Below are 19430 nucleotides of genomic sequence, written 5' to 3' on the forward strand. Positions count from 1 at the left end.
AGGTAACACCGTCGGGATCAATCTTTCTCCGGGCTGCCGAAAGGCTGGCGACATCAGGGCTTTAATGCCACAATCCCTTTTTCTTCGCATGCAGGATGAATGATGAAAAAATTAGCAATTGTGGGTGTATTGTTGGTGCTTGCCGGCTGCGCCGAAGTACAAAATTATAATGACGTGGTGAAAACACCAGCCCCTGCCGGTCTGGCAGGTTACTGGCAGTCTAAAGGTCCGCAGCGCGCGCTGGTGAGCCCGGAAGCGATTGCCAGTCTGATTGTCACGAAAGAGGGGGATACGCTGGATTGCCGTCAGTGGCAGCGAGTGATTGCCGTCCCCGGGAAATTGACCATGCTTTCCGGTGACCTCACCAACGTGACGGTGAAACGCGAGCTGTATGAGATCGATCGCGATGGCAATACGCTGGATTATGACGGTATGACGCTGCAACGGGTGGATCGCCCGACGCAGGAGTGCGCCGATGCGTTAAATAAAACGCCGTTGCCTACGCCACTGCCATAAGCCGTACGCCCCGGTAGCCAATGGCCACCGGGGTTAAGTTTTAAATTACTTCTTCAATCACCCACACGCTGACGCTCCCGCCGTTGCAATAAAACGTTGCTTCGCCGTTTTCATCGGTGACCACGCTTTCCTCGCGATTTCCCAGATAATCACGCCAGGTTTTATTGCCGTAATTCGCGCCGAGATTGATGGTCTTTTCTCCGTCATCGCCGTTAGACAGAACAACCACGCAGCCGGGATCGTCGTCCGTTCCGCTGCGGCTAAAGGCGATACAGTTAGGATGATCGAAAAAGAGCGTCTGTACCCCGTGCGCGAAGCGCTGACGTGCGAGGATCAATTCATCAAGTTGTTCAATAATCGGCATATCGATGGTGTAGGTTTCGCCATCACCGCCAGTATCTTCATAGTGTGCGCCATAGAGATCGGGGTAGAACACTGATGGCACGCCGTTTTCGCGCAGCAGGATCAGCGCGTAGGCCAGCGGCTTAAACCACGGCTCGACCGGGGCTTCCAGCGCCTGTAACGGCTGGGTGTCATGGTTCGCAACCAGCGTCACCGCATGAAAGGGATCGGCCTCCACCAGCGTATCGGTGAAAATCTGGCTCATGTCATAATCGCGCCCCTGGCGGGACGCTTCGTGAAACTTCATCTGCAAAGGGGCATCAAACAGCATGGTTTTCCCCTCGACCTGGTTAATATAGGTTTGCAGTTTATCGACCTCATGGGACCAGTATTCCGCGACGATAAACAGCGGTTTGGGAGCGACTTCCTGGACGTGCTCGATCCACTCTTTATAGAACCATGCCGGGATGTGTTTGACGGCATCCAGGCGAAAACCATCGCAATGGGTTTGATCCATCACCCACCGTGCCCAGTATTTGAGCTCTTCGGTCACGGCATGATTGCGAAAATCGATATTTTCGCCCATCAGATAGTCAAAGTTGCCCAGTTCGTCATCGACCTGATCGTTCCAGCCTTCGCCGGTATAATCATTAACGATTTTAAAAATGCCGTCCTCGGTGGGATTTTCAATATGATCGATGCCGTTAAAGCATTTGTAGTCCCAAATGAATTGAGAGTACTGACCCGCACGGGCAGGGAAGGTGTACCGCGTCCAGGCCTCGCATTCGACAATCTCGTCATCTATCTGTGTACGGTCATCGGCGTTTACGCGCTGAACCTGAATGTGTTCTTTCTCATCGGCCCCCATTTTGTGGTTGACCACCACATCCAGCAGTACCGCGATATCGTTGTGCTTTAACGCGTCGATTGCCGCCAGTAACTGATTTTTATCGCCGTATTTGGTGGCAATAGTGCCTTTCTGGTCGAATTCGCCTAAATCAAACAGATCGTAGGAGTCATAGCCAACGGAGTATCCGCCGGACGCGCCTTTATAGGCTGGGGGCAGCCATACCATATTGATGCCGATATCGTTAAGTCCACCCGCGCGTGCGGCGAGTTCCGACCAGAGCTGGCCGCCATCAGGGTAATACCAGTGGAAGTACTGCAATAAGGTGGGATTTTTCATCTTCCGTGCTCCAGAAGCCGTTTGGCCGACTTCTGGAGTATGGAGGATTTTTCAGACGTAACGGGAAATTATTGTGGGGCAGTTGGGGCATCAGGAACCAGCAACATACCGGAAAGCCGACCGTAGGCGTTATTTAGCGTCTTCTGGCGGGTTGACTGACCGATCAGCGTACTGAGTTCATCCAGACGCTGCTGCAGTAATGCTTTAAGCAACTGTTCGTTATCCAGCGTCTGTTTAATATACCCGGCAATCAAATCCTGAACGCTTCGCGTAATGCCTGATGGAGTTTGTTCTTCCATGACCACTTCAATACTTTGCAGATAGGTAACTTCCTGTTCCAGTAAAAGGTCCCATTCACCTCGCTGTGCCAGTTCCAGCAGCGAGTGACTGAGCAGCGCAATGCGCTGCCAACGGTTGATAAACTCCACGGCTGAGGTCATTAACGGGACTCCTGGGACGACGCGTTTGGTGAGATCTGTTTCCAGGCATCCGCGATGTTTCCGAGCAACCCTTCGACTTCTTCAATCGCCTGACAATCATTATTTAGATTTGCGTGTAATAAACGGCGAACCATATAGTCGTACAACGAAGAAAGATGGGTGGCGATCTCTCCTCCTTTTTCGTGGTCCAGACCCGCCTTCAAACCATTATCGATGATATTGATTGCCTTGCTTAATGCTTCACCTTTGGCAACGATATCGCCTTGCTGCATAAACAGACGAGCGCGCACCAGGGCGCTATGTGCGCCATCAAACAACATTTCGATCAACTGATGCGGGTTGGCGCTCATCACGGCGCTTTCCACGCTGACCTGTGCATAGGCTTTGGTACCGCTCGCGGTATACATGCTTACCTCGTGTTATCAGGAATTATTCATCGCTGAAAATTGTTGGCCCAGATAGGTACTGGTGCTGTTCAGCTTACTCATCATGGAATCGAGTTGGGTAAACTGTGCTTTATAGCGAGCCACGACTTCATCAATGCTGTTACTCACGGTCAGATACTGCTTTGTCAGCAGTTTCAGGTTGGCGTTAATATTGTCTTGCGCATTGTCGATAATACCGTCATCGGCCAGATAGCTTTTTACTTCGGTGGCAATCTTGGTGGTAATACCGGTTTCTTTGCCGTCACCCACCAACAGTTCACGGGTCGCTGCTGTGTTATCTTTCAGTGCCTTAGCCAGTTTTTCTTCATCAATTTTTAACTTGCCAGTGCCGCCATCCTGAGTAATGCCAATCTCAGACATGGTTTTAAACGGGGACTCGCTGCCGCTGTTAGCAAATGGCGCACGAATACCGTTTTGAATGGTACGGAGAACACTGTCGCCCAGTAACGCGCCGTTATCTGTACTGGCCGCTTCACCCGGTTCAACTTCTTTATATTTAGTCAGCGTACCAAAGGTATCCACCAGTGAGTTATAGGCTTCCACCCAGGCTTTAATTGCCGTTGTGGCCTTTTCATCACTTTTTGTTACCGTGATAGAGGCATCTTTGACTTCTTTGGTCAGTTGCAGCGTGATGCCCTGCGGTGCGTCAGTTACGGTATTGCTTTGACGTTCAATATCAATGCCGTTGACGGTCAGCTGCGCATTTTGCGCACCGACCAGTTGCTTCATTTTGCCGCTGCCCGCTTTGCTGTCATAGGACAGTAAATCGCTCAGTTTCGAATCATTCGAGACGGAGATGGTCATTTCGCTTTCAGTGCCGCTTTCCGCGGTTAACACCAACTGATAATCGTCTTCCTTAACCTTTACCAGACTTGCCGAAATACCGCTGTCCGCATCGTTAATGGCATCACGAATATCCTCCAGAGAGGTTTCGCCTTTGCCTAATTTGATTTCCAGGGGTTCTTTACGACCCGGTTGTGAAATCGTTATGGTGCGTTCATCAACACTGGTATCGCCCAACTGTTCTTTGGTAGAGGTAATTTTGGACGTGGTTGATAGCGACTGTGCTTGTGCCAGTTTGGACACGCTGACGGTATATTTACCGGGAGCAGCACCGGCGGTCGTACTGACCTTTAAGTCTTCTGTGCTGCTGGTTGCCGTGGTGCTTTTAAACAGGTCGGCATTGTTCAGTGCGGTATTCGCCGTTTGAAATTTTTCTAATGCACTTTTCAGCGTACCGTACGCGGTCAGACGCGAGGTGTTAGCGCTCTGCTGCTGGGTAATGGGCGTTAAGCGCTTTTTCTCAGCAGTGGTTAAGTTTGTCAGCAATGTGTCCAGTGGTAAGTTCGAGCCAACGCCCAGTGATGTAAATGAAGGCATGCCTAATTCCTTGTGATTGCAAACAGTAGTTAACCGCTATATCGGCAATCTGCGCGCAAAGTTTAATAATAGTTTTGCAAAAATAATGCGCGGAATAGTGGTAATTAAAGCGGGTATTTCCGGGGCTAAGAAAAAAATGGGCGGAAAGTAAAAATTTTCTAAAGTTCGAATTTAAGGTGCCGATACATGGGTTACGGTCAGAAACCGTGGGCAACAGCCCAATAACATCAAGTTGTAATTGATAAGGAAAAGATCATGGCACAAGTCATCAATACAAACAGCCTGTCGCTGTTGACCCAGAACAACCTGAACAAATCTCAGTCTTCTCTGAGCTCCGCTATTGAGCGTCTGTCTTCCGGTCTGCGTATCAACAGCGCGAAAGACGATGCTGCAGGTCAGGCGATTGCTAACCGTTTCACCTCTAACATCAAAGGTCTGACTCAGGCGTCCCGTAACGCCAACGATGGTATCTCCATCGCACAGACCACTGAAGGTTCTCTGTCTGAAATCAACAACAACCTGCAGCGTGTTCGTGAGCTGGCGGTTCAGTCTTCTACTGGTACCAACTCCCAGTCTGACCTCGACTCCATCCAGGCTGAAATCACTCAGCGTCTGAACGAAATCGACCGCGTATCCGGTCAGACCCAGTTCAACGGCGTGAAAGTACTGGCGAAAGACAACACCCTGACCATCCAGGTCGGTGCGAACGATGGCGAAACCATCGATATCAACCTGCAGGAAATCAACTCCAAAACTCTGGGGCTGGATTCATTGAACGTGCAGAAAAAATATGATGTTTCTGACGTTGCAGCAGATTTGGGGTATAAGGCTACAACTCAGGCGTTTGTTGATACAGGTTTTGCCGCTGCTTCAGAAGCTAAACTTGGTACGGGCATAGACGATGCGACTGTTAGCAATTATAAATTTGATGCTGCTAACAATAAATACTATGCGGATGTGGCATCAGTTAAAGATAGCTCTAAAAATGGTACATATGAAGTTGATGTTACCGGAGCTGGCGTAGTAACTTTGAAAGATGGTGTTAAAGATACGGTTCCTACTGGAGCCCAGGCTGTTACTATGGTGCAAGAAAAAGTAACGCCTGACCTCACTGCGGCAAAAGCGGCTCTGGAAAAAGGAGGGGTTAGCTCTGCTGAAGCAGGTTCTGCAACATTGGTTAAAGTATCGTTTACTGATAAAAATGATAAAGCAATTGATGGTGGATACGCACTGAAAACAGCTAGCGGCAAATATTATGCTGCCACTGTCGATGAATCCTCTAAAGAAGTATCAATTAAAGAAGTAGCATATACTGATAAAGATGGTAAACCTCAGACAGCTGCAGTTCAACTCGGTGGTGTCAACGGCAAAACTGAAATTGCTAACGTCGGTGGTAAGGACTATCTTGCAGAGAAAGTGAAAAATCACAATTTCAAAACTGAACCTAAAGTGAATGAAATTGCGACTGCTACTACTGAAAGCCCGCTGGCTAAAATCGACGCGGCTCTGGCGAAAGTTGCTGACCTGCGTTCCGACCTGGGTGCGGTACAGAACCGTTTCAACTCTACCATCACTAACCTGGGTAACACCGTAAACAACCTGTCTGAAGCCCGTAGCCGTATCGAAGATGCTGATTACGCGACCGAAGTGTCCAACATGTCTCGTGCAAACATTCTGCAACAGGCGGGTACTTCTGTTCTGGCGCAGGCAAACCAGACCACGCAGAACGTCCTGTCTCTGCTGCGTTAATTTACACTTATCGCGCAAACCCCGCTCCGGCGGGGTTTTTTACATTCCGCTTTACCCGTAACCCCCAAATAACCCCCCATTTCACCCACTATTCACCCGATTAAAACCCCTGCAGAAACGGATAATCATGCCGATAACTCATTTAACGCAGGGCTGTTTATCGTGAATTCACTGTATACCGCTGAAGGTGTAATGGATAAACACTCGCTGTGGCAGCGTTATGTACCGTTGGTGCGTCACGAAGCATTGCGCCTTCAGGTGCGCTTGCCGGCGAGCGTGGAACTGGATGACCTGCTACAAGCGGGCGGCATCGGGTTATTGAATGCAGTTGACCGATATGACGCTTTGCAAGGAACGGCATTTACCACTTACGCAGTGCAGCGTATTCGTGGGGCTATGCTGGATGAACTACGCAGCCGGGACTGGGTGCCGCGTAGCGTTCGGCGCAATGCCCGCGAAGTGGCACAGGCGATGGGGCAACTGGAGCAGGAATTAGGGCGTAACGCGACGGAAACTGAAGTGGCGGAGCGTCTGGGGATCCCTGTACAAGAGTATCGTCAGATGTTGCTTGATACCAATAATAGCCAACTCTTCTCCTACGACGAGTGGCGGGAAGAGCATGGCGATAGTATTGAGCTGGTGACAGAAGAACATCAGCAAGAAAACCCGTTACAACAGCTTCTTGAGGGGAACCTCCGTCAGCGCGTGATGGATGCGATTGATGCATTGCCGGAGCGCGAGAAGCTGGTATTGACGCTGTACTATCAGGAAGAGCTGAATCTGAAAGAGATTGGTGCTGTTCTGGAAGTGGGCGAATCACGGGTCAGCCAGTTGCACAGCCAGGCTATCAAACGTCTACGCACCAAGCTGGGTAAGCTATAAGGGGTAATCTTTGCCCCTGAACAATGCCGCATAACGTATTGACTACCAGGAGTTCTCATGACGGTGCAGCAATCAAAAAGACGGCCACTAAGCCGCTACCTCAAAGATTTCAAACACAGCCAGACGCATTGCGCCCATTGCTTTAAGTTGCTTGACAGGATCACGCTGGTTCGTCGCGGGCAGATTGTGAATAAGATAGCCATCTCCCGCCTGGACACGCTGCTTGATGATGCTGAATGGGCGCAAGAGAAAAAAGAGTGGGTGGCGTTATGCCGTTTCTGCGGTGATTTGCATTGCAAAGAGCAAAGCGACTTCTTTGACATCATCGGCTTTAAACAATTTTTGTTTGAGCAAACCGAAATGAGCCACGGTACGGTGCGCGAATATGTTGTTCGCCTGCGTCGTCTCGGCAATCATCTGACTGAACAAAAAATTTCTCATGACCTGCTGCAGGAAGGGTTCCTCGACGAAAACCTCGCCCCGTGGCTGCCAGAAACCAGCACCAATAACTACCGCATTGCGCTACGTAAGTATGAGCAGTTTAAAGCCCATACACATATGGGGCATATGCAGAAATCCTCCTGGACAGCCAGTTCTGATATATATTAAAAACGAATAAGGTGTAACAGAGTGGTGTTTGTGGATCATGACAAACGCTCTACACTACGGTCATATACACGTCATCCTTCAAGCTGTCTCTGCGTTGGCGCCCCAGTCACTTACTTTAGTAAGCTCCTGGGGACTTACTCGCTTGCCGCCTTGATGCAACTCGAATGATTTTGTGGATAAATAGCAGTCACTAATGACAATATTCGGGGTAACTATGAAATTAGCACTTCTGGGACGTCAGGCGCTGATGGGTGTAATGGCTGTTGCACTTGTCGCTGGTATGAGCGCAAAAACATTTGCGGACGAAGGTCTGTTAAATAAAGTGAAAGAGCGCGGCACGCTGCTGGTGGGGCTTGAAGGGACTTACCCCCCGTTTAGTTTCCAGGGTGACGATGGCAAACTGACTGGTTTTGAAGTGGAATTTGCCGAGGAGCTGGCTAAACATCTGGGTGTGAAAGCCTCGCTCAAGCCGACCAAATGGGACGGCATGCTGGCGTCGTTAGATTCCAAACGTATCGATGTGGTGATAAACCAGGTAACCATCTCTGACGAACGTAAGAAGAAATACGATTTCTCTACCCCGTATACGGTTTCTGGTATCCAGGCGTTGGTGAAAAAAGGTAACGAAGGCGTTATTAAAACCGCGGCGGACCTGAAAGGTAAAAAAGTCGGTGTTGGGCTTGGAACCAACTACGAAGAGTGGCTGCGTCAGAACGTGCAGGGCGTAGATATTCGTACCTATGATGATGACCCGACCAAATATCAGGATCTGCGCGTAGGCCGTATCGATGCCATTCTGGTTGACCGTCTGGCAGCGCTGGATCTGGTGAAGAAAACCAAAGACACACTGGCCGTGACCGGTGAAGCTTTCTCCCGCCAGGAATCTGGTGTGGCGCTGCGTAAAGGCAATGAAGATCTGCTGAAAGCCGTGGATGCAGCCATTGCCGATATGCAAAAAGACGGCACGCTGAAAGCCCTGTCCGAAAAATGGTTTGGAGCGGATGTGACGAAATAATCATCATCCGGATAAAAAAGGCGCCTTTAACAGCGCCTTTTTTTATTCCATTGCGCATGAATGTGCATAATAAAAAGAACATCACAACAACTTCTACTCTCAGGCTTTTGGGCTGCTTGTCGCCCACAAGATGATGAGTAAACACCGGAGGCTCTATGCCACTGCATAACTTAACGCGCTTTCCCCGTCTGGAATTTATTGGCGCGCCCACGCCGCTCGAATATCTTCCGCGTTTCTCTGATTATCTCGGCCGCGATATTTTTATTAAACGCGATGACGTCACGCCGATGGCGATGGGCGGCAATAAACTGCGCAAACTGGAATTCCTGGCCGCAGACGCGCTGCGTGAAGGCGCAGACACATTGATCACCGCAGGGGCTATCCAGTCGAACCACGTGCGTCAGACGGCGGCGGTCGCGGCGAAGCTGGGGCTTCACTGTGTGGCGCTGTTAGAGAACCCAATAGGTACGACTGCGGAAAATTATCTCAGTAACGGTAACCGCCTGCTGCTGGACCTGTTCAATACTCAGATTGAAATGTGTGATGCGCTGACCGATCCGAATGCGCAGCTTCAGGAACTGGCGACGCGGATTGAAGCGCAGGGGTTCCGCCCGTATGTGATCCCGGTTGGCGGTTCTAACGCATTGGGCGCATTGGGTTATGTCGAAAGCGCACTGGAAATAGCTCAGCAGTGTGAAGGGGCCGTAGAACTTTCATCCGTCGTGGTGGCGTCGGGCAGTGCAGGAACGCACGCCGGGTTGGCGGTAGGGCTGGAACAATTGATGCCGAACGTTGAGCTTATCGGTGTCACCGTTTCGCGCAGCGTTGCTGACCAAAAACCAAAAGTCGTTGCGTTGCAGCAGGCCATTGCCAGTGAGCTGGAGCTGACTGCGGCGGCAGATATTTTACTGTGGGATGATTACTTTGCGCCGGGTTACGGTACGCCAAATGAAGAAGGCATGGAGGCGGTAAAACTGTTGGCTCGTCTGGAGGGCATTTTGTTGGATCCGGTGTATACCGGTAAAGCGATGGCAGGCCTGATTGACGGTATCAGCCAGAAACGCTTTAAAGACGAAGGGCCAATCCTCTTTATTCATACCGGTGGGGCACCTGCGTTGTTTGCCTACCATCCACATGTATGACAACCAGGTAGAAAAATACTCATGCAAGAAAGTATCCAACTGGTCATTGATTCGCTGCCGTATCTGCTGAAAGGGGCGGTATTTACGCTCCAACTGAGCATCGGCGGGATGTTTTTTGGCCTGGTGCTGGGGTTCATCCTGGCGCTAATGCGTTTGTCGTCACTGTTACCTGTGCGCTGGCTGGCGCGCTTTTATATCTCTATCTTTCGCGGCACACCGTTAATTGCCCAGCTGTTTATGATCTACTACGGTCTGCCGCAGTTTGGTATTGAGCTGGATCCGATTCCCGCAGCAATGATCGGTCTGTCGCTGAATACCGCGGCTTACGCGGCAGAAACGCTGCGTGCGGCCATCTCCTCCATTGATAAAGGTCAATGGGAAGCCGGGGCGAGTATCGGTATGACGCCATGGCAGACGATGCGCAGGGCGATTCTACCGCAGGCTGCACGCGTGGCATTGCCGCCGCTGAGCAACAGTTTTATCAGTCTGGTGAAAGACACATCACTGGCCGCGACCATCCAGGTCCCGGAACTGTTCCGCCAGGCGCAGCTGATTACTTCACGCACGCTGGAGGTGTTTACCATGTATCTGGCGGCCTCGCTGATTTACTGGATCATGGCGACGGTGCTTTCTGCGCTGCAGAACTATTTTGAAGAACAGCTCAACCGCCAGGAGAGAGATCCGAAATGAGTACTATTGAAGTCAGAAACCTGGTGAAAAAATTTCACGGGCAAACGGTACTGCACGGCATTGATCTGGACGTTAAGCCTGGTGAAGTCGTGGCGATTATCGGGCCGAGCGGTTCAGGTAAAACCACGCTGCTGCGCAGTATAAATTTACTGGAACAACCGGAGGCGGGCACCATCAAGGTTGGAGATATTACCATTGATACCGCGCGTTCCTTAAGCCAGCAGAAAGGACAGATTCGCCAGTTGCGCCAGCATGTGGGGTTTGTGTTCCAGAACTTTAATTTATTTCCACATCGCACAGTACTGGAAAACATTATTGAAGGTCCGGTAATTGTGAAGGGCGAACCGAAGCCGGAAGCGACAGCGCGCGCGCGTGAACTTCTGGCAAAGGTTGGGCTTGCGGGTAAAGAGAGCAGCTATCCACGGCGGTTATCCGGCGGTCAGCAGCAGCGCGTCGCTATTGCCCGGGCGCTGGCTATGCGTCCGGAAGTTATTCTTTTTGATGAACCGACCTCCGCGCTTGACCCGGAACTGGTTGGCGAAGTACTTAATACTATTCGTCAGCTGGCGCAGGAAAAACGCACCATGGTCATTGTGACGCACGAAATGAGTTTTGCGCGTGACGTTGCTGACCGGGCGATATTTATGGATCAGGGCAAGATAGTGGAGCAGGGGCCTGCAAAATCATTATTCACGCATCCGCAGCAACCGCGAACCCGTCAGTTTCTTGAAAAGTTCCTGATGCAATAAAAGGTCAGAGAGCACTCATCGAAATATTTTTTTTGGTGAGTGCTTGTTGCATAACTATTTATAATTGCTGCTTTATTATTATTGCTTCATCCTGCCAGCATTGTGGGCTGTTACGTTACACTCAAGTAATTTCTTATTTGTCCGATAATTTGCATATATAAAATACATTTATGTGTTAGCTTGTTTCATACATTTGGATGATTATCAATCTCAGGGGCATTACCACTTAGTATGCAGGATCATGATTTCTTCACCTGGCGACGGAGCATGCTGTTACGCTTTCAGGAAATGGCGGCGGCAGAGGATGTCTATGACGAATTACAACATCAGACGCAGCACTTAGAGTTCGACTTTTATGCGCTCTGCGTCCGGCATCCCGTACCCTTTACCCGACCTAAAACGGTACTTCATACGACGTATCCCAAAGCATGGGTCGCACATTACCAATCCGAAAATTATTTCGCTATCGATCCGGTACTGAAACCCGAAAACTTCAGTCAGGGCCACTTACCGTGGGATGACGCCTTGTTCCGTGACGCACAACCGCTGTGGGACGCCGCGCGTAATCACGGTCTGCGCAAGGGGATGACGCAATGCCTAATGTTGCCAAATCGGGCGCTAGGCTTTTTGTCCGTGTCACGCGCAAGCGTGCGTAATGGCCGCTATGCGCAGGATGAAGTCGAGCTCAGGATGCAACTGCTGGTACGAGAAAGTCTGTCAGTACTTATGCGGCTGGAAGATGACATGGTCATGGCGCCGGAGATGCGTTTTAGCAAGCGCGAAAAAGAGATTCTGAAATGGACCGCTGAGGGGAAAACCTCTTCCGAGATAGCAATGATTCTGTCGATCTCTGAAAATACCGTTAACTTTCATCAGAAGAATATGCAGAAGAAGTTTAACGCGCCAAACAAAACACAGATTGCTTGTTATGCTGCCGCAACGGGGCTTATCTGAATAAAATGTCGTTCTGAGTGTCAGACGCAAAACCGGCTGAGAGCATCGCTGTCAGCCGGTTTCTTATCACTGACGATAGGCCTGTTTAATTTGTTTAACAGTGCTGGTAAATACCGCGGCCTGTGTTTCGTCCTCAATCAGCGCGATCTGTTTTTCCATTTTAAGAATCACGCGTCCTGCATCGGCTTGTCCCATAGCCTGCAGCATCAGCGTTAACATGGCCTTCAGGCAGGTGACTTCATTAGCCAGTTCTTGATTATTCTCAGCAGTGGAAAAATCAGGCGTACTCATTTATTTTCCTCGTTATGTTTCAATGAAAAAGTGCGATGGCAAACGTCAAGGCGGCGGAGTATACCATAAGCTCGGCTAAAAATATCTGAGGTTTTTTTTTGCGCAAACAAAACCCAATGAGATTAAAATAAACAAGATGTTGCAGTGCATATATTTTCTCCATTCATTGTTTATTCCGAGTATTTCACTCGTTAATTATTGTTACAAGCTTACCTTCCTATTTAGCATTCGACGTAAGAATATGAATTTTTTGTCACTATTCTGAAACAGCTATGCAGATATAAGCACGGGCAAACGCCCTTCAACCGTGAAAGTTTCCACGGTTCGTACAATCTAATTTCCAAAAACGAGAGCAAAATCGAAAGTCGGGTGTTTTTTAGATTTCAAAGTTGAGATAAAACCCGTTAACATAGGACAGATTAACTATCGGTAGCGTTATCCCTATTCTGGAGATATTCCTTTGATCAACGTTTTTCTTGTTGATGACCACGAACTGGTGCGCGCAGGGATACGACGCATTCTGGAAGATATAAAAGGCATTAAAGTTGTCGGCGAGGCGTGCTGCGGCGAAGATGCGGTCAAATGGTGCCGCGTTAACGCCGTCGACGTTGTGCTGATGGACATGAATATGCCCGGTATTGGCGGTCTGGAGGCAACCCGCAAAATTGCGCGTTCCTCGGCTGACATTAAAGTGATCATGTTGACTGTTCATACCGAAAACCCATTGCCGGCAAAAGTTATGCAGGCGGGAGCCGCGGGCTATCTCAGCAAGGGGGCCGCCCCTCAGGAAGTCGTGAGCGCGATTCGTTCGGTCTTTTCCGGGCAGCGCTACATTGCTTCCGATATTGCTCAACAAATGGCGCTTAGCCAGATTGAGCCAGAGAAAACGGAAACCCCGTTTGCCAGTTTGTCTGAACGCGAGTTGCAGATTATGCTGATGATCACCAAAGGCCAGAAGGTCAATGAGATCTCAGAACAACTGAATCTTAGTCCCAAAACAGTGAACAGCTACCGCTATCGAATGTTCAGTAAATTAAACATTCATGGCGATGTGGAGCTGACTCACCTGGCAATTCGCCATGGCCTGTGTAATGCGGAGACATTAACAAGCCTGTGACCGAACAGTTCGATGCTAAAGCGTTTCTGAAAACCGTGACCAGCCAGCCTGGCGTCTATCGTATGTACGATACCGCCGGGACGGTTATCTATGTCGGTAAAGCGAAAGACCTGAAAAAACGGCTCTCCAGCTATTTCCGTAGCAACCTTGCATCGCGTAAAACCGAAGCGCTGGTGGCACAAATTCAGCAGATTGATGTCACGGTGACGCACACCGAAACTGAAGCATTATTGCTAGAGCACAATTACATCAAGTTGTACCAACCGCGCTATAACGTATTGCTGCGCGATGATAAATCCTATCCCTTTATTTTCCTCAGTGGCGATACCCATCCGCGTCTGGCGACGCATCGCGGCGCGAAGCATGCTAAAGGTGAATACTTTGGACCGTTTCCTAACGGTTATGCCGTCCGCGAGACACTGGCACTATTGCAGAAAATTTTCCCAATACGTCAGTGCGAAAATAGCGTTTATCGCAACCGTTCACGCCCGTGTTTGCAATATCAGATTGGCCGCTGCCTTGGGCCTTGCGTCGCCGGTCTGGTGAGTGAAGAAGAGTACGCGCAGCAGGTCGACTACGTACGGCTGTTTTTATCCGGCAAAGACGATCAGGTGTTAACGCAACTGATAACCCGGATGGAGAAGGCCAGTCAGAACCTTGAGTTTGAAGAGGCCGCGCGTATCCGCGACCAAATTCAGGCGGTTCGCCGTGTCACTGAAAAACAGTTTGTTTCCAATACTGGCGACGATCTGGATGTTATCGGCGTGGCATTTGATGCCGGAATGGCCTGCGTACACGTCTTGTTCATTCGTCAGGGCAAAGTGTTAGGCAGTCGCAGCTATTTTCCTAAAGTACCTGGGGGAACGGAACTGGGCGAGGTGGTTGAAACCTTCGTTGGGCAGTTCTATTTACAGGGTAGCCAGGTGCGTACCTTGCCTGGTGAGATCCTGCTTGATTTCAATCTTAGCGATAAGACGCTGTTGGCTGACTCTTTGTCTGAACTGGCCGGGCGGAAGATTAACGTCCAGACGAAGCCGCGAGGCGATCGTGCCCGATATCTGAAGCTGGCGCGTACCAATGCGGCTACGGCGTTAACCACCAGGCTTTCCCAGCAGTCCACTATTACCCAACGTCTGACGGCGCTGGCATCCGTGCTGAAACTGCCTGCGGTGAAACGCATGGAGTGTTTTGACATTAGCCACACAATGGGCGAGCAGACCGTTGCCTCCTGCGTGGTTTTTGATGCTAACGGGCCGCTGCGTGCGGAGTATCGTCGCTATAACATTACGGGTATTACACCGGGTGATGATTACGCGGCGATGAACCAGGTACTGCGTCGGCGTTATGGTAAGGCAATAGAAGAAAGTAAGATCCCGGATGTTATTTTGATCGACGGCGGTAAAGGCCAGCTAGGGCAGGCGAAAGCTGTTTTTGCTGAACTGGACGTGCCCTGGGATAAACAGCACCCTCTGTTACTGGGTGTGGCAAAAGGGGCAGATCGCAAAGCCGGCCTGGAAACCTTGTTCTTTGAACCGGAAGGCGAGGGGTTTAGCCTGCCGCCGGACTCCCCTGCGTTGCACGTTATTCAGCATATCCGCGATGAGTCTCACGATCACGCCATTAGCGGACACCGTAAAAAACGGGCGAAGGTGAAAAGCACCAGCACGCTGGAAACCATCGAAGGCGTTGGCCCTAAGCGCCGACAAATGTTGCTGAAGTATATGGGGGGTTTGCAAGGGCTTCGTAACGCCAGTGTCGAAGAAATTGCAAAAGTGCCGGGTATTTCGCAAGCTCTGGCAGAAAAGATCTTCTACTCGTTGAAACATTAGGCCCTCTGTAGCAACATAGGGGTAATTTCACTGACAACAGATAGTTATCCGTCATATGCAATTTAATATCCCTACATTGCTCACGCTGTTTCGCGTCATTCTGATCCCATTCTTTGTATTGGCGTTTTATCTGCCATTCACCTGGGCTCCCTTCGTTTGTGCGCTGATTTTCTGTATTGCAGCCGTTACCGACTGGTTTGACGGTTTTCTGGCGCGCCGCTGGAACCAAAGTACACGTTTCGGGGCGTTCCTCGATCCGGTGGCAGATAAGGTTCTGGTGGCTATCGCGATGGTGCTGGTGACGGAGCACTACCATAGCTGGTGGGTGACATTGCCAGCCGCCACGATGATCGCGCGTGAAATTATCATTTCAGCGCTGCGTGAATGGATGGCAGAACTTGGCAAGCGTAGCAGTGTGGCGGTGTCGTGGATCGGTAAAGTCAAAACAACATCGCAAATGGCGGCGCTGGCATGGCTGCTGTGGCGTCCAAATATCTGGGTAGAGTATGCCGGGATTGCACTTTTCTTTGTCGCCGCGATTCTGACTTTGTGGTCAATGTTCCAGTATTTGAGCGCCGCACGGGGAGATTTGCTTGATCAGTGATCGTTTCGCCGCAAATTTCAGCAAACGATCGTCAGTGGTGAAAAATATCGTTGACTCATTGCGTCAGGTAAGTAGAATGCAACGCATCGAACGGCAGCACTGATTGCCAGACGATAACAAAATCAAGTGATTAACAAAGTTACTTGGTGATGCGGGAATAGCTCAGTTGGTAGAGCACGACCTTGCCAAGGTCGGGGTCGCGAGTTCGAGTCTCGTTTCCCGCTCCAAATTTAAAACATCGGCATTTGCGGATGTTTGGCTGTAAAGCCAGAAGATTTCGGCGCGTTAGCAAAGCGGTTATGTAGCGGATTGCAAATCCGTCTAGTCCGGTTCGACTCCGGAACGCGCCTCCAATTTCTTCCCGAGCCCGGATGGTGGAATCGGTAGACACAAGGGATTTAAAATCCCTCGGCGTTCGCGCTGTGTGGGTTCAAGTCCCACTCCGGGTACCATGGGAAAGAACAGAATAATCAAAGCAATAAGCAGTGTCGTGAAACCACCTACGGGTGGTTTTTTTGTGCCTGAAACTGACTGACAGCTAATAGCTTGCGTCGCAATACCCACCAATAAAGCAAAACCGCCAAAACGCCCAATTCACTAACATGATTTAGCCCATTCGTTTATCGGTGAATAGGCGCGCTCAGCATAAACCCTCCGCGGGCAGGGTTGTTCATGAACCCATCACGGGCGGGGTTACGGTTCTGAAAACCGCTCATTATGAGGGGATCGTTAATGCCATCCTCAATCGCAAAGGATCTGTGGATCCGGTTACGGGCTCTGAGCGTAAACGCAAAATCATCTGCTCCGCCAATCACAATAACGCCATTGCCGACAGCTAACGCAGCACTCAACTCTTGCTCTCGTTGAGCCTGACGTTGCAATGCGCCGGCTGCAACAGATGAAGATGCCAACAGCAGTAGTGCAAGGACGGCGCATGAAAATACCCGTGGTAGTTTCATGATAAATACTCATAAATAATGTGGCTATTAAAGTATAGCGTTTGATGACGCTCTTATCCGGGCGGTAAATAACCATTTTCTGGCAGCTGAGGCGGTGATTTTGGGGGGACTGGCCGTGTAATTAAACACTATAATAAAAACAGCTCACAGGTGATTATGCCTGTTCGTAGCACAGGCAGGTGCCGCAGATTTTTCACCCCATAGGGGAGAGAAGGCGATGGCTGACTATCAGTTTTCCACGGTCTGGCAGGTTGAGGCTTCACTGCAGGATGTCTGGGATGTTTTCTCCCACCCGGATCAGTGGCCAGAATGGTGGAGCAGCCTTGAGCGTGTTGTTGAGATCAAGAAAGGCGATATACAGGGGGTCGGAGCGTTGCATCGTTACACCTGGAAGGGGGTACTTCCGTATCGTTTAACCTTTGATATCAATGTATTAACTATTTTGCAGTACGCTCTTCTTGAAGGTGCTGCCAGCGGCGAGGTTGAAGGGCGCGGGGTATGGTCTTTTATTGATACCGGTAGGGAGACTATTGTCAGGTACGACTGGAATGTACGAACCACGATTCGCTGGATGAATATACTTGCCCCGCTGGCGGCACCGGTATTTCGCTGGAACCACGATACGGTAATGCGCGAGGGGGCGAAGGGATTAGCCCGTAAACTTGGCACCCATGTGTATATATTTTGATTCAGAGCCTATCCCATTAGGGCTATTTACTTGCCATTTCACCGCTGGGCGGTGCTCAAACTGTTTGCGTCAATAACACTTGCTGGACAGGTTCTTCGTCCTCTGTTCTCAGGGGCAGTTTTAGCCCTGAAAGTTAAAAATCCCGCCGTTGCTAACTAGCAATGTGGCAATTTCATTTAACGTGTTGTCGAATGCTGCTGCATTTTGCAGTCCTGCGTTATGCAGCCGTTCTAAATTCTCTCGTGATGCGTTATCCAGCGTTGGATCGGCATCATATAATTCGGGTTGAAGCCTGTAATATTTCGCATTTTTTACCGTTGAGGCGATTTGTTGTAAATAGTAGGCAGTCATCTGCGGACCACCTTCGAGCGCGATATCGATAGCGGGTTTCGCCCAGCCAAAGGGGCCCCAGTCTTTAACCTCTGAATATGAATAGCCCTGCAGTTTTTTACCGGTACCCAGAGAGACAATGATCATGTCTTTGATGCCAGCGACGTTTGAAAACTTAATCGCCTCGGAATAGGCACACAGTGCTGGATCGTTCGCCACGACACCACCATCGACCAGGACATACTTTTGCGGCAATGGGGGAAGCGAGTAAATCCGCGCTGCTTCGAAGTACGTCGGTGCTGCGGAGGTAGCACGTAAAACATCTCTGACCAGAAAATCCCGTTTTTTGGCTACGGCAGAGTGTTGTTTGAAGATCACCGGAAGACGACTGCTGACATCATAAGCAACAAAGCAGGTTGGTTTTAATAATTCACTCAGTTTTGTATCACCGAAGGCTGTTTTTAATACTCGCTCCAGTTCCGTTGCCGGATATTTTTCATCACTTACACCGCCTAATGAACTGATGGTTTTCCAAATGCCGACGTCAAAAATCTCATCGCCGTCCTGAAGATAGAAGTTGACGGCTTCCTGAGCGGAAAATTTGGGGGTTCCTGTCGCGTCGGGACACACATAAGCAGAACAGAGGATGGCGCCAGTACTGGTGCCTGCGACTAAATCGAAATAATCAGCGATTCTTGCTGTTGGTTTTTTTTCTTTATCTTGTAACTTCTTCTCCAGTGCGACGGTGATGCTGCCAACTTACTGATTTAGTGTATGATGGTGTTTTTGAGGTGCTCCAGTGGCTTCTGTTTCTATCAGCTGTCCCTCCTGTTCAGCTACTGACGGGGTGGTGCGTAACGGCAAAAGCACTGCCGGACATCAGCGCTATCTCTGCTCTCACTGCCGTAAAACATGGCAACTGCAGTTCACTTACACCGCTTCTCAACCCGGTACGCACCAGAAAATCATTGATATGGCCATGAATGGTGTTGGATGCCGGGCAACCGCCCGCATTATGGGCGTTGGCCTCAACACGATTTTACGTCACTTAAAAAACTCAGGCCGCAGTCGGTAACCTCGCGCATACAGCCGGGCAGTGACGTCATCGTCTGCGCGGAAATGGACGAACAGTGGGGCTATGTCGGGGCTAAATCGCGCCAGCGCTGGCTGTTTTACGCGTATGACAGGCTCCGGAAGACGGTTGTTGCGCACGTATTCGGTGAACGCACTATGGCGACGCTGGGGCGTCTTATGAGCCTGCTGTCACCCTTTGACGTGGTGATATGGATGACGGATGGCTGGCCGCTGTATGAATCCCGCCTGAAGGGAAAGCTGCACGTAATCAGCAAGCGATATACGCAGCGAATTGAGCGGCATAACCTGAATCTGAGGCAGCACCTGGCACGGCTGGGACGGAAGTCGCTGTCGTTCTCAAAATCGGTGGAGCTGCATGACAAAGTCATCGGGCATTATCTGAACATAAAACACTATCAATAAGTTGGAGTCATTACC

General features: G+C 50.1%; 22 protein-coding genes, 3 tRNA genes and 1 pseudogene. 17 read left to right on the forward strand and 9 right to left on the reverse strand.

The features are described from left to right. The first annotated feature begins 102 nt into the window (after positions 1–102). Positions 103–516, forward strand: a complete 414-nt coding sequence (gene yedD / locus OGX91_RS07355; protein ID WP_005127747.1) for a lipoprotein YedD — start codon at positions 103–105, stop codon at positions 514–516. Between the two features lie 40 nt (positions 517–556). On the opposite strand, the gene amyA is transcribed toward yedD, so the two are convergent. The 4 genes from amyA to fliD form a co-directional block, all read right to left on the reverse strand. Beyond that, positions 557–2044 carry an alpha-amylase gene (amyA, locus tag OGX91_RS07360; RefSeq protein WP_005127746.1) on the reverse strand — a complete coding sequence of 496 codons (1488 nt, stop codon included), beginning with the start codon at positions 2042–2044 and terminating at the stop codon, positions 557–559. Between the two features lie 68 nt (positions 2045–2112). Beyond that, entirely contained in the window at positions 2113–2484 is a 372-nt protein-coding gene (gene fliT / locus OGX91_RS07365; protein ID WP_005127745.1) for a flagella biosynthesis regulatory protein FliT, read from the reverse strand. Further along, on the reverse strand, positions 2484–2891 hold the full coding sequence (gene fliS / locus OGX91_RS07370; protein ID WP_005127744.1) for a flagellar export chaperone FliS: 408 nt from the start codon (positions 2889–2891) through the stop codon (positions 2484–2486). The genes fliT and fliS overlap by 1 nt, the downstream gene beginning before the upstream one ends. Positions 2892–2906: 15 nt before the next feature. Beyond that, positions 2907–4310, reverse strand: coding sequence for a flagellar filament capping protein FliD (gene fliD / locus OGX91_RS07375; protein WP_040232447.1), 1404 nt, complete (start codon positions 4308–4310; stop codon positions 2907–2909). Positions 4311–4565: 255 nt separating this feature from the next. On the opposite strand from fliD, the gene OGX91_RS07380 reads away from it, so the two are divergent. The 8 genes from OGX91_RS07380 (at position 4566) to sdiA (ending at position 12100) form a co-directional block, all read left to right on the forward strand. Further along, positions 4566–6059 (forward strand): FliC/FljB family flagellin, encoded by a 1494-nt coding sequence (locus OGX91_RS07380; protein WP_286625843.1) that lies wholly within the window; start codon positions 4566–4568, stop codon positions 6057–6059. A 162-nt stretch (positions 6060–6221) separates the two neighbouring features. Beyond that, the gene (gene fliA / locus OGX91_RS07385; RefSeq protein WP_005127740.1) at positions 6222–6941 is read left to right on the forward strand and encodes an RNA polymerase sigma factor FliA; all 720 of its coding nucleotides are present in this window, start codon (positions 6222–6224) and stop codon (positions 6939–6941) included. A 57-nt stretch (positions 6942–6998) separates the two neighbouring features. Continuing rightward, positions 6999–7550: a flagella biosynthesis regulatory protein FliZ gene (gene fliZ, locus OGX91_RS07390; protein ID WP_005127739.1), complete on the forward strand. Its 552-nt coding sequence runs from the start codon at positions 6999–7001 to the stop codon at positions 7548–7550. Positions 7551–7764: 214 nt separating this feature from the next. Further along, positions 7765–8565 (forward strand): cystine ABC transporter substrate-binding protein, encoded by an 801-nt coding sequence (tcyJ, locus tag OGX91_RS07395; RefSeq protein WP_005127738.1) that lies wholly within the window; start codon positions 7765–7767, stop codon positions 8563–8565. Positions 8566–8720: 155 nt separating this feature from the next. Then, positions 8721–9707 carry a D-cysteine desulfhydrase gene (dcyD, locus tag OGX91_RS07400; RefSeq protein WP_115643231.1) on the forward strand — a complete coding sequence of 329 codons (987 nt, stop codon included), beginning with the start codon at positions 8721–8723 and terminating at the stop codon, positions 9705–9707. A gap of 21 nt (positions 9708–9728) precedes the next feature. Beyond that, positions 9729–10397: a cystine ABC transporter permease gene (gene tcyL / locus OGX91_RS07405; RefSeq protein ID WP_005127736.1), complete on the forward strand. Its 669-nt coding sequence runs from the start codon at positions 9729–9731 to the stop codon at positions 10395–10397. Continuing rightward, entirely contained in the window at positions 10394–11146 is a 753-nt protein-coding gene (tcyN, locus tag OGX91_RS07410; protein ID WP_149691535.1) for an L-cystine ABC transporter ATP-binding protein TcyN, read from the forward strand. Before tcyL ends, tcyN begins: the two co-directional genes overlap by 4 nt. 231 nt (positions 11147–11377) lie before the next feature. After that, positions 11378–12100 (forward strand): quorum-sensing transcriptional regulator SdiA, encoded by a 723-nt coding sequence (gene sdiA, locus OGX91_RS07415; RefSeq protein ID WP_149691536.1) that lies wholly within the window; start codon positions 11378–11380, stop codon positions 12098–12100. A gap of 66 nt (positions 12101–12166) precedes the next feature. Here sdiA and OGX91_RS07420 read toward each other — a convergent pair whose 3' ends face one another. The 3 genes and pseudogenes from OGX91_RS07420 to OGX91_RS24190 all read right to left on the reverse strand — a co-directional run. After that, the gene (locus OGX91_RS07420) at positions 12167–12391 is read right to left on the reverse strand and encodes a DUF2594 family protein (RefSeq protein WP_005127733.1); all 225 of its coding nucleotides are present in this window, start codon (positions 12389–12391) and stop codon (positions 12167–12169) included. Next, positions 12388–12501, reverse strand: coding sequence for a hypothetical protein (locus OGX91_RS07425; protein ID WP_286625845.1), 114 nt, complete (start codon positions 12499–12501; stop codon positions 12388–12390). Before OGX91_RS07425 ends, OGX91_RS07420 begins: the two co-directional genes overlap by 4 nt. Then, a pseudogene (locus OGX91_RS24190) lies at positions 12468–12554 on the reverse strand (hypothetical protein); the annotation flags it as partial. The gene OGX91_RS07425 and the pseudogene OGX91_RS24190, both read right to left, overlap by 34 nt. A 297-nt stretch (positions 12555–12851) precedes the next feature. Here OGX91_RS24190 and uvrY point away from each other — a divergent pair. The 6 genes from uvrY (at position 12852) to OGX91_RS07455 (ending at position 16393) form a co-directional block, all read left to right on the forward strand. Next, on the forward strand, positions 12852–13508 hold the full coding sequence (gene uvrY, locus OGX91_RS07430) for a UvrY/SirA/GacA family response regulator transcription factor (RefSeq protein ID WP_040232437.1): 657 nt from the start codon (positions 12852–12854) through the stop codon (positions 13506–13508). Then, entirely contained in the window at positions 13505–15337 is a 1833-nt protein-coding gene (gene uvrC, locus OGX91_RS07435; protein WP_040232435.1) for an excinuclease ABC subunit UvrC, read from the forward strand. The genes uvrY and uvrC overlap by 4 nt, the downstream gene beginning before the upstream one ends. Positions 15338–15392: 55 nt before the next feature. Beyond that, a complete protein-coding gene (pgsA, locus tag OGX91_RS07440) occupies positions 15393–15941 on the forward strand; it encodes a CDP-diacylglycerol--glycerol-3-phosphate 3-phosphatidyltransferase (RefSeq protein WP_003030490.1) in 549 nt (182 codons plus the stop codon). Positions 15942–16092: 151 nt separating this feature from the next. Continuing rightward, positions 16093–16168, forward strand: a tRNA-Gly gene (locus tag OGX91_RS07445). A gap of 52 nt (positions 16169–16220) precedes the next feature. Then, positions 16221–16294: transfer RNA gene (locus OGX91_RS07450), tRNA-Cys, on the forward strand. 12 nt (positions 16295–16306) lie between these two features. Beyond that, positions 16307–16393, forward strand: a tRNA-Leu gene (locus OGX91_RS07455). Positions 16394–16561: 168 nt separating this feature from the next. Here OGX91_RS07455 and OGX91_RS07460 read toward each other — a convergent pair. After that, positions 16562–16900: a hypothetical protein gene (locus OGX91_RS07460; protein WP_155021225.1), complete on the reverse strand. Its 339-nt coding sequence runs from the start codon at positions 16898–16900 to the stop codon at positions 16562–16564. Positions 16901–17117: 217 nt separating this feature from the next. Between OGX91_RS07460 and OGX91_RS07465 the strand changes: the two genes are divergently transcribed. Then, the gene (locus OGX91_RS07465; RefSeq protein ID WP_040232433.1) at positions 17118–17588 is read left to right on the forward strand and encodes an SRPBCC family protein; all 471 of its coding nucleotides are present in this window, start codon (positions 17118–17120) and stop codon (positions 17586–17588) included. Positions 17589–17708: 120 nt separating this feature from the next. Here the strand turns inward: OGX91_RS07465 and OGX91_RS07470 are convergent, their stop codons facing one another. Continuing rightward, entirely contained in the window at positions 17709–18668 is a 960-nt protein-coding gene (locus tag OGX91_RS07470) for a patatin-like phospholipase family protein (RefSeq protein WP_286625848.1), read from the reverse strand. A 49-nt stretch (positions 18669–18717) separates the two neighbouring features. Between OGX91_RS07470 and OGX91_RS07475 the strand changes: the two genes are divergently transcribed. Then, a protein-coding gene (locus OGX91_RS07475) for an IS1-like element IS1A family transposase (RefSeq protein ID WP_103215986.1) occupies positions 18718–19415 on the forward strand; the annotation gives its coding sequence in 2 pieces (ribosomal slippage) (positions 18718–18967 and positions 18967–19415; 699 coding nt in all). The last annotated feature ends 15 nt before the right edge of the window (positions 19416–19430 follow it).

This window comes from Citrobacter sp. Cpa228, from assembly GCF_030333085.1.
Taxonomy (GTDB): Bacteria; Pseudomonadota; Gammaproteobacteria; order Enterobacterales; family Enterobacteriaceae; genus Citrobacter; species Citrobacter pasteurii.